The organism is Brevibacillus reuszeri, from assembly GCF_001187725.1.
Taxonomy (GTDB): domain Bacteria; phylum Bacillota; class Bacilli; order Brevibacillales; family Brevibacillaceae; genus Brevibacillus; species Brevibacillus reuszeri.
In genome coordinates this window covers 915,799-930,550 of the sequence record NZ_LGIQ01000005.1, presented here as the reverse complement: position 1 = coordinate 930,550, position 14,752 = coordinate 915,799, and the positions used below count along the sequence as shown (strand labels likewise).

The 14,752-nt window shown below is 49.6% G+C and carries 12 protein-coding genes; 1 reads left to right on the top strand and 11 read right to left on the bottom strand.

Annotation, left to right across the window (positions count from 1 at the left end; genetic code table 11):
- Positions 1-40 precede the first annotated feature (40 nt).
- Positions 41-1,402 carry a glutamyl-tRNA reductase gene (hemA, locus tag ADS79_RS08010; RefSeq protein WP_049737876.1) on the bottom strand — a complete coding sequence of 454 codons (1,362 nt, stop codon included), beginning with the start codon at positions 1,400-1,402 and terminating at the stop codon, positions 41-43.
- 271 nt (positions 1,403-1,673) lie between these two features.
- On the opposite strand from hemA, the gene ADS79_RS08005 reads away from it, so the two are divergent.
- Entirely contained in the window at positions 1,674-2,609 is a 936-nt protein-coding gene (locus ADS79_RS08005; protein ID WP_307725630.1) for a DMT family transporter, read from the top strand.
- 135 nt (positions 2,610-2,744) lie between these two features.
- Here the strand turns inward: ADS79_RS08005 and ADS79_RS08000 are convergent, their stop codons facing one another.
- From ADS79_RS08000 to rph, 10 genes are all read right to left on the bottom strand, one after another.
- Positions 2,745-4,097, bottom strand: a complete 1,353-nt coding sequence (locus tag ADS79_RS08000; protein WP_049737875.1) for a protein O-GlcNAcase — start codon at positions 4,095-4,097, stop codon at positions 2,745-2,747.
- Positions 4,098-4,141: 44 nt separating this feature from the next.
- Positions 4,142-4,801, bottom strand: a complete 660-nt coding sequence (gene yihA, locus ADS79_RS07995) for a ribosome biogenesis GTP-binding protein YihA/YsxC (protein ID WP_049737874.1) — start codon at positions 4,799-4,801, stop codon at positions 4,142-4,144.
- Entirely contained in the window at positions 4,798-7,137 is a 2,340-nt protein-coding gene (gene lon / locus ADS79_RS07990) for an endopeptidase La (RefSeq protein WP_049737873.1), read from the bottom strand. The genes yihA and lon overlap by 4 nt, the downstream gene beginning before the upstream one ends.
- Positions 7,138-7,408: 271 nt before the next feature.
- Positions 7,409-9,103, bottom strand: coding sequence for an ATP-dependent protease LonB (gene lonB / locus ADS79_RS07985; protein WP_049737872.1), 1,695 nt, complete (start codon positions 9,101-9,103; stop codon positions 7,409-7,411).
- Positions 9,104-9,302: 199 nt separating this feature from the next.
- The gene (clpX, locus tag ADS79_RS07980; RefSeq protein ID WP_049737871.1) at positions 9,303-10,568 is read right to left on the bottom strand and encodes an ATP-dependent protease ATP-binding subunit ClpX; all 1,266 of its coding nucleotides are present in this window, start codon (positions 10,566-10,568) and stop codon (positions 9,303-9,305) included.
- A 20-nt stretch (positions 10,569-10,588) separates the two neighbouring features.
- Entirely contained in the window at positions 10,589-11,170 is a 582-nt protein-coding gene (gene clpP, locus ADS79_RS07975; protein WP_049737870.1) for an ATP-dependent Clp endopeptidase proteolytic subunit ClpP, read from the bottom strand.
- A gap of 169 nt (positions 11,171-11,339) precedes the next feature.
- Positions 11,340-12,632 carry a trigger factor gene (tig, locus tag ADS79_RS07970; protein WP_049737869.1) on the bottom strand — a complete coding sequence of 431 codons (1,293 nt, stop codon included), beginning with the start codon at positions 12,630-12,632 and terminating at the stop codon, positions 11,340-11,342.
- 140 nt (positions 12,633-12,772) lie between these two features.
- Positions 12,773-13,297, bottom strand: coding sequence for a metallophosphoesterase family protein (locus ADS79_RS07965; protein WP_049737868.1), 525 nt, complete (start codon positions 13,295-13,297; stop codon positions 12,773-12,775).
- An 80-nt stretch (positions 13,298-13,377) separates the two neighbouring features.
- Positions 13,378-13,971 (bottom strand): XTP/dITP diphosphatase, encoded by a 594-nt coding sequence (locus ADS79_RS07960; RefSeq protein WP_049737867.1) that lies wholly within the window; start codon positions 13,969-13,971, stop codon positions 13,378-13,380.
- Positions 13,964-14,725 (bottom strand): ribonuclease PH, encoded by a 762-nt coding sequence (gene rph / locus ADS79_RS07955; RefSeq protein WP_049737866.1) that lies wholly within the window; start codon positions 14,723-14,725, stop codon positions 13,964-13,966. The genes ADS79_RS07960 and rph overlap by 8 nt, the downstream gene beginning before the upstream one ends.
- Positions 14,726-14,752 lie beyond the last annotated feature (27 nt).

Below are 14,752 nucleotides of genomic sequence, written 5' to 3'. Positions count from 1 at the left end.
TCGATATCTATTCGTCGCGAATATAGATGTTATAAATGGCTTACTCTCTAACTCTTGATACCAATGCTTGCTCACGAGTGGACAGCTGTTTTTTCGTGTCGTCTGCCCAGATCGCTTCCTGCTCAGTGCGCTCCAGAATTTCCTCCAACGCAAACATTTTGGAGAAAATATCGAGCACCTCTTCCCCGTGCTTGGTTGCCGCCATTTCCTTTAGTCGAACCACAGGATCATGCATCAGTTGATTCACAATTCCTTTGGTCGTTTTCCGGATGATATGAATCTCTCTTTCGGAAAGATTCGGCAGCTTGTTTTCGATCTTCTTCATCGCTTCACCCTGGATCGTCAATGCTTTTTCACGCAAGGCTGCGATCAATGGCGCGACTCCCAATGTTTGATACCAAGTTGTGAAAGCTACGATCTCTTCCTCGATCATGACATCCAATCGCTCTGCTTCACGCGAACGCTCAGCTACGTTGCTCGCAACGATTCCTTCCAGATCGTCGATATCGTACAGGTAGACGTTATCAAGATCGTGCAGGTCTGGATTCAAGTCACGCGGTACAGCAATATCCACCATGAACAACGGGCGATGCTTCCGCTGCTTCATGATCGGAGCCAGCTCTTTCTTCCCCAGGACGTAGCCGTTTGCCCCGGTAGAGCTGATGACGACGTCTGCCACGAGCAGCGCCTCAGGCAGCTGCTCCATCGTACAGGAGTCACCTTTGAATTTTTCAGCAAGCAGCTGTGCCCGCTCCAAGGTGCGGTTTGCTACCACAACGTGCTCTGAGCCATTGGCATGCAGATGCTTTGCCGTCAGCTCGCTCATTTTGCCTGCTCCAACAATCAGGACAGATTTGCCCGCAAAGGAGCCAAAGATTTTTTTGCCGAGCTCAACTGCCGCATAGCTGACAGAAACAGCATTTTGACCGATTGCCGTTTCGGTATGCGCACGCTTGGCAAACGTAATTGCTTGCTTGAACAGCGTATTGAACACGGTGCCCGTCGTCTTCTGTTCTTGTGCCAGCAGAAACGCATCCCGCACCTGTCCCAGAATTTGCGTCTCTCCCATGACCATCGAATCCAGGCCAGACGAAACACGGAACAAGTGGTCAATCGCCTGTTCGTTTTCTTTTATATAGAGATGTTCCTTAAATTGCTCCTTCTCCACACCAAACCACTCCGCCAGAAAACGGCGAGTATAGTCGCGACCGATATTGGCCTGGTCACAAACGACGTAGATTTCCGTGCGGTTGCACGTGCCAAGAATAATACATTCCGCAATGCTCTTCGTCTGGGAGAGAAGATGAAGAGCGCGGGAGGTCCCATCATCGCTAAATGTAAACTTTTCGCGAATTTCGACAGGCGCCGTTTTGTAGTTAAGGCCCAACAAAAGAATATCCATAATGTCCTCCCAGATTGTCTTTCCTGCTATCGCAATATGTAAAATGCACTATCATTATAACATTATGTCCAGAATCAGCCACGAGTAATTGTGAAAAGTTTATTAACGCAAGTGTAATTTGTCAAAATTAGGCGCTGCTTTTCCTGTCGAATCCGAATGATCGATGCCCATGCAAATCATCTTGCCATCACCCAGCGAATACCGTATCATGCAGACTAGACAAAGAAACGACCAAAAGATTCGGAAAACGTCGGGAGGAGAGAGGAAGGAATTGAGAAAACCATGGATGGCAGATATCACTCTGCTTCTAATCGCTTTTATTTGGGGAACGACGTTTCTCATCGTTCAGCAGGCAATCACCTCGTTGCCACCCAATACATTTAATGCAGTACGCTTCACCGTTGCGGCCTTGTTCCTACTACTTATTCTAGTGATCAAATCCCCTCAACAGCTAAGGCAGTGGCGCGGTCCACTGCTCAAAGCCGGGATCATACTTGGTTTTTGGCTCTGTCTCGGATATGCGCTGCAAACCGTTGGGCTCCTGTATACTACACCATCCAAAGCCGGCTTCATCACAGGCTTGTCCGTTGTCCTCGTTCCGCTGTTCTCGTTTATGCTGATGCGGGAGCGAGTCAAGCCGGTAGCTGTCATCGGTGTCATCCTAGCTGCCGCTGGTTTGTACCTGTTGACACAGAACCAGGAGTTTAGCTTTAACCTGGGTGATATTCTCGTCTTTGGCTGTGCGATCTGTTTTGCTATGCAAATTGTATTTACAGGCAAATACGCTCCACACTTTCAAGCACTTCCCCTCGCGATTGTGCAGCTTGGTACAGTCGCAGTGATGAGCTGGATTTACTCCTTTTTCTTCGAGGATTGGAGCCGTGCATTTGATCCAGCCATCATCTTTTTGCCAGAGGTCGCCACAGGATTAATCATAACATCCATTTTTGCCACCGCTCTCGCATTCCTGGCTCAGACTGCCCTGCAAAAGCAAACCAGCTCTACGCGGGTGGCCCTTATTTTCGCGTTGGAGCCCGTGTTTGCGGCATTGACCTCATACGTGTTTATCCATGAGGTATTAAACGGCAGACAGCTAACAGGCTGCCTGATGATTTTCACCGGAATGATCTTGGCTGAGCTGCCCATTAAGGAATGGCTCGAAACCGCACGCAAACGAAGGGCAGACGATGGCAGCAAGTCAGCCTAGCCATTAGAAAACCTGGCTCCGCCAAGCTTTTGGCGGAGCCTTAGTTGCACTTATACTATCATCCTTACATTTATACTTTCCGATAGTACAAAAAAGGTTCCTACCCCACAGCGGGTCAGGAACCTTTTTCTTTTTTTACGTTGTTTTCTTGACTTCCAGCATGACAGCATCCACAAACAGCTTCATGACCTGCCCGCACACTTTTTCTGGCAGCCGCTCTGTCCGTTTCAGCCACTGCTTTAGTTTGAGCAAATGAAAGGCAGCTTGGGGAATGCGGCCACTGGTTCCGTTCTCGATCAGCGCCACTGCTGACTGCCCGACTTTTGCCCAATGGCGATACTTCTCAATCCATGATCGCGCTTCCTGTGCCAGCTTTTGATTCTTCATCCCGCCCAAAAGCTGATGCGCATTTTGCTCCATCTCATGGAACAATAGGGTAAGCTCCTGAACCGCCTTTTGACGATCGCCTTGAAGAAATTGAAAGCGGAAGGTCAGAAACGCTTCCAACAGGCGCGGCGACTCCATCTCACACAAAAACGAGCCCTGAACATTGTCGGCAAATGATAAAAACGCCTCAGCATCTTCTTTGCCAACGATGTCCTTCACCGCAAGCTCCCAAGCAGCTTCTGGATCGTATCCGATTGGATCACGCAAATACGCCGCCGTCGTAATCAAAGGAATCTTCGAGCACTCTGGTCTAGACATCGCATTCGCCACGTAACCAGCCGAATGATTCCACAAGTCTGGATCACGGTGCCGGAGTGGTCCGATATGCAGTTCATTTGCCATCGCCAAATCGTTTACGGGATAGTTATCCCAATACAGAGGCTTATGGCCTGTAAACTCCTGAAAGCGTATCGCATCCCCATCGGTCAAATACGGCGAGCAAACAAAGCGTCCTGTCCAAAAAAGGTCAATCTCTTGGGGCAAGTGGCGCCCCAGATGTATGACATAAGGCTCCTTGCCAATGCCGTTGTACTGTGTCGGGCAAACGACCAGCTTGACCTGCTCGGGCCAGCTATTCATCCGCTCCCACACACGCAGTGTAACCTGTACGTGAGCATCAGCGAGGTGTTCAAAACCGTTCATATCCGCATCGTGCAAAAGATGCATCGGGATGTCATCAAAGAACAGGCCAAAATGCCGCACGCCACGCTGATACATTTCCGAGTATTTCTTTAGCAGGTGCTCCAGATGCTCTGCACTACTGTACTCCATGCTAAGGCCCGGACTGAGGCAGTAAACAAAATGGATGCTGCCTTTACTTGCTCTGGCAATCAGCTCTTCAATTTGCACAAGCGATGACTGCGGATGTGGCTTCATCCACCTCTCTCGCACATACAAATCGTCCTTTGGCGAGTAAAAATACGTGTTGTACTCATAGCGCTGCAAAAAATCAATCATGTCCAGCCGCTCCGCATGCGTCCAGGGCGTTCCGTAGAAGCCTTCTATCACACCGCGAATGGCAAAGCACGCCAGCTCGCTCACGAAAGCTGCCTCCCCTTCTCCCCTCCGGTTTGGGGTCAGACTGTCTATGATGGTTCCTTCGCTTTGGCTACAGCCTGCTCAGCGGATGGGGTAGCTGCTTGTTTGCTATTTTCCTCTCCACCACGCAAGCGTCGTAGAATTTCTCCCCACAGCTCATCCTTACCTTGTCCTGTCTCTGAGGAGAAAATGATCATCGTGTCATCCCCCCGAAGGTTCAGACTTTGGCGGATAACCTTGGTATGTTGCAGCCAACGGCCGCGTGCAATCTTATCGCCTTTGGTAGCTACAACAACTGTCGGAATGCCGATTTGCTTGCACCACTCGTACATGGCAATATCATCTTTGCTCGGAGCATGGCGAATGTCTACAAGCTGAATGACAAAACGCAATTCCTTGCGATTTTTCAAATAGCCCTCAATCATTTTGCCCCATTGCTCTTTGATGGTTTTAGCAACCTTGGCATAGCCGTATCCAGGAAAGTCTACCAAATAGAGCATCTGGTTGACGCGGAAATAGTTGAGCGTCTGTGTCTTTCCAGGTCGCGAGCTGATTCGAGCCAAGCCTTTACGATTCATCATTTTATTGAGCAAGGATGATTTCCCGACGTTGGAACGGCCTACCAACGCGATTTCATGAAGGCCGTCCTCCGGGTATTGTTTAGGTCCAACAGCACTGATGATAAACTCTGCGGATGTTACTTTCATGATTTATCACCTGCTGGCTGCTTCGTAAGTGCAATGCGCAGTACCTCATCCAAATGCTCAACCGGATGGAAGGTCAGCTCACTTCGTACGCTTTCTGGGATGTCCTCAATGTCCTTCTCATTGTCTTTTGGCAAGATAATCGTCGTCAGGCCAGCGCGATGAGCGGACATGCATTTCTCTTTCAAGCCTCCGATTGGCAATACCCGACCACGCAGGGTGATCTCGCCCGTCATCCCCACTTCCTTTTTCACCGGAATTTGAGTGAGAGCAGATACAAGTGCCGTTGCCATGGTGATTCCCGCAGATGGACCGTCTTTTGGAATCGCGCCTTCTGGGAAGTGAATATGGATATCATTTTTTTCGTGGAACGATGGATCGATCCCCCATTGATCTGCACGAGAGCGAATATAACTAAAAGCTGCCTGAGCAGATTCTTTCATGACATCGCCCAGCTTCCCTGTCAGGGTCAGCTTGCCTTTCCCTGGCAAAATGCTGACTTCTACATTCAGCGTATCGCCGCCAGCCTGTGTCCATGCCAAGCCGGTTACTGAGCCGATCTGGTCGCTTTTCTCTGCCAAGCCATAGCGGAAGCGAGGCTTTCCAAGCAGTGCCTCCAGTGTTTTGCCGGTAACCACGACGCGTTTTTTCTCGCCGCCCACGATCAGCTTTGCTGCTTTGCGGCATACATTGGCTGCTTCACGGTTGAGACTGCGCACACCTGCTTCACGGGTGTAGAGACGCACCAGCTTGAGCATGGCATCCTCGTTCATTTGCAGCTTATCTTTACCGAGTCCGTGATCCTCCATTTGCTTTGGCAAGAGGTATCCACGCAAAATGTTCAGCTTTTCCAGCTCGGTATAGCCAGAGATCGAAATGACCTCCATCCGGTCTAACAAGGGGCGAGGAATCGTATCGAGGCTGTTTGCTGTTGTAATGAACATGACCTTTGTCAGGTCGTATGTCTCTTCGATATAGTGATCGCTAAATTTGTCATTCTGATTCGGATCGAGCACTTCCAGCAAAGCCGAAGCCGGATCGCCACGGAAGTCCGAAGCAAGCTTGTCAATTTCATCGAGCAAGAAGACAGGGTTGATCGTTCCTGCTTGCTTCATGCCTTGGATGATGCGCCCTGGCAGTGCTCCCACATACGTACGGCGATGACCGCGAATTTCGGCTTCATCACGCACGCCACCAAGGGAAATCCGCACAAATTCGCGCTCCAGTGCTCGCGCAACAGAGCGTGCCAGAGAGGTTTTACCCACACCTGGAGGCCCAACGAGACAAAGAATGGGACCGCGCATAGCGTTGACCAGCTTTTGCACAGCTAAATATTCAACCACACGCTCTTTTGGATTTTCCAAGCCGTAATGATCCTCATCAAGAACCTTTTTGGCATTGTGGATATCGAGATTGTCCTCCGTAGTACGCGTCCATGGCAGAGCGAGCAAGGTATCGATATAGGTGCGAATAACCGAGCCTTCTGCAGAAGTCGCCGGCATTTTTTCCAAGCGCTCCAGCTCTTTCTCGATTTTGGTCTTGATTCGCTCAGGAGCATCCGATTTCTCCAGCTGTGCTCTGAGCTCATCGACTTCGCCCTGACGACCGTCTTTGTCACCCAGCTCTTTTTGGATCGCTTTCATTTGTTCCCGCAAATAATACTCTTTTTGCGTGCGCTCCATCTGCTTTTTAACACGGTTGCCGATCTTGCGCTCCAGCTCCAACACTTCGCGCTCGTTGTTTAAGATGTTCAACAGGATTTCGAGACGCTCCTGGATGTTGGTCGTCTCCAGAATTTCCTGTTTGTCCTTCATTTTCAACGGGAGATGCGAAGCAATGACATCTGCCAAACGTCCTGGTTCCTCGATGTCAGTCACAGAGGTCAGCGTCTCTGGAGAAACCTTTTTCGACAGCTTGATGTATTGCTCAAAGTGGCTTAAGAGAGAACGCATCAAAGCCTCTACTTCATTTTCGTCAGCCTTTTCTTCTTGCAGGTATGTAATGGATACGATGAAGTATTCTTCTTGTTGCAGATACTCCTCGATTTTTGCCCGTTGCAAGCCCTCAACCAGTACGCGAATCGTACCGTTTGGCAGCTTCAGCATTTGTTTGACACGTGCAACAGTACCGATGCTGTAGATTTGCTCAGCATCTGGCTCTTCTATGTGGACCTCTTCCTGCGTCGCAAGTAAGATCTTGTTATCGTCTACCATTGCCTGCTCCAATGCGCGGATGGACTTTTCCCGTCCAACGTCCAAATGGAGTACCATGGTCGGATATACAAGTAATCCTCGCAACGGGAGAAGCGGTAGTTCTCTTTTACCGGAACGTTCGCCCAAGCGGATGCACCTCTCCTTGTTGATCTATCCCTCTTACCAAGAGCCTCGTGAACAGAGAAAAACGGCTTTTCAAGCCGTTTTTAAGCCCAACCGGCAAAATTGAAAACTCCCCAAAAAGTGAAGGCAGATGAATCTTTCCTGCCCCTTTCAAGCACTTTTTGGGGACCCATTTCAACAGCCAGACGGGCCTTAAGGCTCTTTGCAAGCAGAAGCTTTTTTCCATTGTAGCGCAAACACAATCCGATGTCTAATCCACGGGCGCTCTCGACTGCTACAGGGACATTGGCGAGGAAGCCAAATCTTCTGCAGGCAGCTGAAGCGTAAAGCCCGGCTCTTCTGTTTCCTGCTGGGAAGCTTCCGGTATCGCAAGCTCAATGACCTGTGAAACAGTAGAAACCGGAATGATTTCAATCCCTTGCATGTCGCTAAAAATGCTCTGCCAGTTCTCCTCCGGGATCAATACACGTGTCGCTCCCGCCTGTTTGGCTGCCTCTACCTTTGCTACGACTCCACCTACAGGCTTTACCTTGCCGTGAATACTTACCTCACCAGTCATTGCGAGCAGATTGTCTACCGGCTTTTCCTTGATGGCTGAGTAAATCGCGGTAGCAATCGTTATTCCTGCTGAGGGTCCATCAACGGGATTTCCCCCCGGAAAATTGATGTGCAGGTCGTAATCATACGGACGAACACCCATGCGTTGCAAAACTGTCATCACATTTTCAATCGAGCCCTTGGCCATTGACTTGCGGCGGATGGTCCGACTGCGACTGCCCATCTCTTCTTCTTCTGCCATGCCGGTCATTGCAATACGACCTTGCCCTGGCAGTTCTGCGCGTGATGCCGTGACCTCCAGCTCCATGACACTTCCCATATTCGGGCCATAAACCGCAAGACCGTTGACCAGTCCGATCTGTGGGGAATCGTGTACTTGCTTTTCGGGGCGCGGTGATTTTTGACTGCTGTGCATGACCCATTCTACATCAGCAGCATGGATTTCCCGGCGTTGCTCCGTCAAAGCTATACCTGCTGCAATCTGCAGTGTATTGATCGCTTCACGTCCATTCGTTGCATAGCGTTCAATGACGGAAACTGCCTCATCTGCGATCGTCAGCTGCATCTTGAGGACAGCAGTACGAACGATACTTCCTATTTCCCCCGCTTTTAATGGGCGGAAAAAGATCTCCAGACAGCGAGAGCGCAGCGCCGCAGGTAGTTCATCCGGCAGCCTTGTCGTCGCGCCAACCAGTCTGAAATCCGCAGGAAGTCCGTACTTGAACACATCATGAATATGCGATGGAATCTGGTTGTTTTCCTCACTATAATAGGCGCTCTCCAGCATTACTTTGCGGTCTTCCAGTACTTTTAACAGTTTATTCATTTGAACCGGATGCAGTTCACCAATCTCATCGAGAAACAGCATCCCGCCATGTGCCTTGGTCACAGCTCCTGGCTTGGGCTGTGGAATTCCGGCTTGACCTAGTGAACCGGCACCTTGGTAAATCGGATCATGAACAGACCCAATCAATGGGTCAGCAATTCCACGTTCATCGAAGCGAGCAATCGTTGCATCAATCTCGATAAACTTGGCGTCCGCAGAAAATGGTGAGAGCTGGTTCTTTTTGGCTTCTTCCAGAACCACCCTGGCTGCTGCTGTTTTACCCACACCCGGCGGTCCATAGATGATCACATGCTGTGGATTCGGTCCGCACAAGGCAGCGCGAAGAGCACGAAGCCCGTCTTCTTGTCCTACGATTTCTTCCAGCTTACTCGGTCTCGTTTTTTCAGATAACGGCTCTGTCAAAGCAATCATTCTCATTTTACGAATCGTGTCGAGGTCCTTGCGTGATTCTTTTTCCGTCGATGTTTTGGTGTTTCTCTGCGCACGCAGTAAGTTCCAGAAGTAGGTGCCGATGATGATTCCAACCACTACTTCTATAACTGCAATGACCAATGTATAGTTCATGTGAATCCCTCCCATTGCGCTGGCAGCTTTTTACCGATATGTAAAAGCGTCTCTTGAACGATATCAAGTAGTATTGCCCCGCAAACGAAGTCATAAACCATAAACCGCTGTCCGTGCAGGAGTTACCAAATCATTCAAGACGGAAACGAAAAAACCACCCCGCATATACGGAATGGTTTTGTGTTTGGTTATTACTCGATTAAGCGGTTTCGCCGCGCATCTCTCTGCCGTCTTTGGTAGTGAGCTGTGGCTTCACCTTGTCGCGCACGGTCTCTTCCGTAATCACGCACTTGGTGACATCCTCGCGGGATGGCAGCTCATACATCATATCCAGCATGATTTGCTCGATGATCGCACGCAATCCACGTGCACCTGTGTTTCGCTTGATCGCTTCTTTTGCGATTTGCAAGAGAGCACCAGCATCAAACTCCAGCTCTACGCCATCAAGGCTAAGCAGCTTTTGATATTGTTTGACCAAGGAGTTTTTCGGTTCAGTCAGGATACGGATGAGTGTTTCTTCATCCAGCGGCTCCAAAGTCGCAAGAACCGGCAAACGGCCCACAAACTCTGGAATCAGACCAAACTTCAGCAGATCTTCTGGCAATACGTATTTCAAGTATTCGCCAGCTTTCAGATCTGCTTTGACACCATCGCCAAAGTCTGCCCCGAAGCCGATTACCTTTTTGCCCAAACGACGCTTGATAATTTGCTCTACGCCGTCAAACGCACCACCGCAAATGAACAGAATGTTGGAGGTATCGATCTGGATAAATTCCTGATGTGGATGCTTGCGTCCGCCTTGTGGAGGAACACTCGCAACCGTACCTTCCAAAATTTTGAGCAAAGCCTGCTGTACGCCTTCACCGGAAACATCACGAGTGATGGATGGGTTTTCGGACTTGCGTGCTACTTTGTCGATCTCATCGATGTAGATAATGCCTTTTTCAGCTTTTTCTACATCGTAATCAGCCGCTTGAATCAGCTTGAGCAAGATGTTTTCCACATCTTCCCCAACGTAACCCGCCTCCGTCAAAGAGGTTGCATCCGCAATCGCAAATGGTACGTTCAGGATACGCGCCAATGTTTGAGCCAGCAACGTTTTCCCGCTACCGGTAGGACCAATCAGCATGATGTTCGATTTTTGCAGCTCGACATCCTCAATCTTTGCGCCGGAATTGATCCGTTTGTAGTGGTTGTACACCGCTACCGAAAGAGATTTCTTCGCCATGTCCTGTCCGATTACATAATCGTCAAGGATTTTGCGAATATCTACCGGTTTTGGAATTTCCTTCATGTCGATTTCTTCTTCAGTACCCAGCTCTTCCTGTACAATTTCGTTGCACAGTTCGATACACTCGTCACAAATGTATACACCAGGACCAGCCACCAGCTTGCGCACCTGTTCCTGGGACTTGCCGCAGAAGGAACACTTCAGTTGGCCTTTGTCGTCGTTAAACTTAAACATGCGCTTCACCTCACAACAGGTCAGTTTTTGCGTTCAATAATCGTGTCAATCAATCCATAGGCCTTTGCGTCTTCTGCGCTCATGAAATTGTCGCGATCAGTGTCTTGCTCTACTCTCTCGTATGGCTGACCCGTACGCTCGGACAAAATCTGATTGAGTTGGCGTTTCGTTTTGAGAATCCATTCGGCATGAATGCGAATATCCTCAGCTTGGCCACGCACGCCGCCAAGTGGTTGGTGAATCATCACTTCACTGTTTGGCAATGCAAAACGTTTCCCTTTTGCACCAGCCGCGAGTAGGAATGCGCCCATACTTGCAGCCATGCCCACACAAATGGTGGACACATCAGGTTTTATGTACTGCATCGTGTCGTAGATTGCCATGCCTGCTGTTACAGAACCACCTGGTGAGTTTATGTATAGGGATATGTCTTTGTCCGGATCCTCTGCCTGCAAAAAGAGCAGTTGGGCTACTACCAGATTGGCAATCTCATCGTCAATCTCCGTGCCCAGCAAAATGATCCGATCTTTCAAGAGGCGCGAGTAAATATCGTAGGAGCGCTCGCCTCTACTGGTTTGCTCGATGACCATAGGTATTAACATATGTATCTTCCTCCTTTACCGGTAAAAGGGATTCCCCTTTAATTGAGAAGGATCGCGCAAAAAAGTCCAATGGTGGAAAAACAAGGCACGATCTTCTCGTGCCTTGTAGCCTTCCAGCCAGCATTCAGGATTAGCCTGACCACTGACCAATCATGCGTTCTTCCTAAGCTTATGCATTTACCTTGCTTTCTGCAACTAGGAAATCAACGGTTTTGCGAGTTTGCACATCACGGTACAGTGCTGCCATACCGTCTTGAGCAGCGAAGATTTTACGCAGCTCGTCTGCAGGGCGGCCATAAGTTGCAGCCAGCTTTTCCAGCTCAGCAGTTACGTCTTCTTCTGTCGCTTCGATGTTTTCAGCTTTACCGATTGCTTCCAATGTCAGGGAAGTGCGAACACGGGATGTAGCATCTGCGCTCAGTTGTTCACGCAGCTGGCTCTCATCCATGCCGGAGAATTGATAGTACAGCTCCAGCGTCATGCCTTGGTATTGCAGGCGTTGACCAAATTCGGATACCATTTGATCCAACTCATGCTCAACCATTACAGCAGGCAATTCGATTTCTGCATTTTCAGCAGCTTTCAGTACGAGTTGTTCACGAACATACTGATCTTTTTCTTGCGCTGTTTTTTCTTCGAGCTTTTTCTTGGTGTCAGCTTTCAGCTCTTCCAGTGTGTCGAACTCGCTCACGTCTTTTGCGAACTCATCGTCCAAAACTGGGAGGTTTTTGCGCTTCAGGCTGGTCAGCTTCACTTTGAATACCGCTTCTTTACCTGCGAGGTTAGGAGAGTGGTACTCTTCTGGGAAGGTTACTGTGATTTCTTTTTCGTCGCCTACGTTCATGCCTACTACTTGCTCTTCGAAACCAGCGATGAAAGTACCGGAACCCAGCTCCAGGGAGTAGTCTTCCGCTTTACCGCCTTCGAAAGGCACGCCATCTTGGAAGCCTTCGAAATCGATTACAGCCAGGTCACTGCTTTGCGCAGCGCCCTCTTCTACTGCTACGAGCTCTGCGTGACGCTCTTGCATACGCTTCAGTTCAGCGTCTACACTTTCGTCAGTTACAGTGAATTCTTTTTCTTCGATGCTGAGGTTTTTGTAGTCGCCCAGCTTCACTTCAGGCTTCACAGTTACAGTCGCCTTGAAGATCAGGTTTTTACCTTGCTCCATTTGCGCTACATCTACTTCTGGACGATCTACTGGCTCAATACCAGCTTCACGAACAGCTTGTCCGTATGCATTTGGCAACAGGATGTCAAGAGCGTCCTGGTACAGGGATTCTACACCAAAACGAGCTTCGAACATTTTGCGTGGAACTTTTCCTTTGCGGAAACCTGGAACCTGAACTTTTTGTACCACTTTTTTAAACGCCTGATCCAATGCTGCGTCTACTTGCGAAGCATCTACTTCAACCGTCAGGACTCCCTGGTTATTCTCTACCTTTTCCCAATTTGCTGCCACGTAAACTTCCCCTCCTAAATCGAATCAACAGAACATCGCCAGCCGCGCCGTGAAATCTTCGCAGGCTCGGATGATAATATTCTAGCCATTTTAACCATTCTAGTATAGCATAAATCTTTTACTTTACAAGAAGCCACGATTCAGCGGCGGAGCGAATAATTCCCGCCCAGCTGCTTTACTGTATTGCCCTTATAATCATAGAACGAAACCGTCACATTCACAGCCTTTGGAGTGACGCCCGTTTCCTCCACAATCGCGTATGTAGGGACTTCAAAGCCTCTTGGCATCTGCAAGCTTCCCGGGTTCAGGAACAGGATTCCTCTCTCCACGCCACAAGCTGGAACATGGGAATGTCCGAAGACAACGACATTCGCTCCAGTCTCCTCTGCCCGGTAATGAAGACGCAAGAGAGAGCTTTTCACGCCGTACAGATGCCCGTGGGTTTGAAAAATATGGAGATCGCGCCACTCAGTCTGTTGTTCTGTCGGCACCGTCTGAGTCGTATCGCAATTGCCCCGGACAAGTGTCATCAAGGAAAACGGCTCGCGCTCGTGATCTACACAAAAGTCTCCACAGTGCAAGATTTTATCGACAGTATGTCTGTCTGCCACCTGCTTGACCTCGTGTACAAGTCCGTGACTGTCACTCATTACGAGAATCCCCATCTCGGCTCACTCCCCTGTTCCCTCTCTCCTCGGAGGCTTTTTTCAGTTGACAGCTTCCTTTTAAAAACGGCTCACCCGTCTTACTTAAGCACTTCAAGCAATCGGTTCATGGCTTTCGCTCTGTGGCTGATCTGATTCTTTTCCTCCGGCAAAATCTGCGCCATCATCTTATCCATTTCCGGAATGTAAAAGACCGGATCATATCCAAAGCCATTCGTTCCTTTTGGCTCGCGTGCAATCAAGCCTTCACACGAGCCTGTCGTAATCACCGGCTCAGCCCCTGGCACTACGAATGCAATCGTGCAACGGAATCGGGCTGTACGCTGTTCCATTGGGACACTTTCCAACTCATCCAAAAGCTTGCGCCAGTTCTTTTCATCTGTCGCATCCTCGCCCGCATATCTGGCGGAGTAAACGCCTGGCCGACCGTCCAGTGCGTCTACCTCCAGCCCGGAATCATCGCCAAGTGCTGGCAAATTCAAGTATGTAGAAATCTCGATCGCCTTTTTCAAGGCATTGGCCTCAAAGGTCTCGCCGTCCTCGATCACTTCTGGCACGCCCTCAAATTCTGCCAGACTGATACCTTCCCAGCCGAGATCAGCAAACAGCCGATTAAATTCTTTTACTTTCCCCTGATTGCGTGTGGCCAGTACGACCCTTCTGCGCTCAGACATGGCTTTGCTCCGCTACGTTTTCTGCAAAGGAAAGTGACACACCAGTGAGGGCCTGCTTTTGACTTTGAATGAGATTTTCGATCCCGACTTTGGCAAGAGCGATCATTTCCTGAAGCTGTTCAGGTGAGAACGGTGCATCTTCCCCAGTTCCTTGCAGCTCAACAAATTTGCCTTTGCCTGTCATGACGATATTCATATCTACAGTCGCGGACGAGTCTTCCTTATAGTTCAAGTCAAGTACGGTCTCTTCACCAACGACACCAACTGATGTTGCCGCGAGAAAATCATTCAACGGCAATTGCTTCCATGTACCGCTGTCCACCAGCTTTTGCATCGCATCGACCATCGCAACATACGCCCCTGTAATCGAAGCCGTACGCGTACCGCCATCTGCCTGTATGACGTCACAATCAAGCCAAATCGTGCGTTCTCCCATCGCTTCTAAATGAACTACCGATCGAAGTGCGCGTCCGATGAGGCGCTGAATTTCCATGGTGCGTCCTCCAACCTTTCCTTTGGACGACTCCCGGGCATTACGTGTCGCTGTTGCTCTGGGAAGCATGGAATACTCGGCTGTGATCCAGCCCTTCCCGCCACCACGCATAAAGGGTGGAACCCGATCTTCCAGAGTCGCCGTACAAATCACCTTGGTATCTCCTACTTCGATCAGGCATGATCCTTCTGCGTGTTTAATGTAGTTGCGCGTAATCGTAACGGGGCGCAACTGGTCATGGGCACGGCCATCCACTCTCATTCCAAGTTCCTCCTAAATCACTTTGAT

Coding starts and splice junctions, on each gene's coding strand:
- hemA (WP_049737876.1), bottom strand. CDS start 1,402: ATGGATATTCTTTTGTTGGGCCTTAACTACAAAACGGCGCCTGTCGAA.
- yihA (WP_049737874.1), bottom strand. CDS start 4,801: ATGAAAGTAACATCCGCAGAGTTTATCATCAGTGCTGTTGGACCTAAA.
- lonB (WP_049737872.1), bottom strand. CDS start 9,103: ATGAACTATACATTGGTCATTGCAGTTATAGAAGTAGTGGTTGGAATC.
- clpX (WP_049737871.1), bottom strand. CDS start 10,568: ATGTTTAAGTTTAACGACGACAAAGGCCAACTGAAGTGTTCCTTCTGC.
- clpP (WP_049737870.1), bottom strand. CDS start 11,170: ATGTTAATACCTATGGTCATCGAGCAAACCAGTAGAGGCGAGCGCTCC.
- ADS79_RS07965 (WP_049737868.1), bottom strand. CDS start 13,297: ATGGGGATTCTCGTAATGAGTGACAGTCACGGACTTGTACACGAGGTC.
- ADS79_RS07960 (WP_049737867.1), bottom strand. CDS start 13,971: ATGTCTGAGCGCAGAAGGGTCGTACTGGCCACACGCAATCAGGGGAAA.
- rph (WP_049737866.1), bottom strand. CDS start 14,725: ATGAGAGTGGATGGCCGTGCCCATGACCAGTTGCGCCCCGTTACGATT.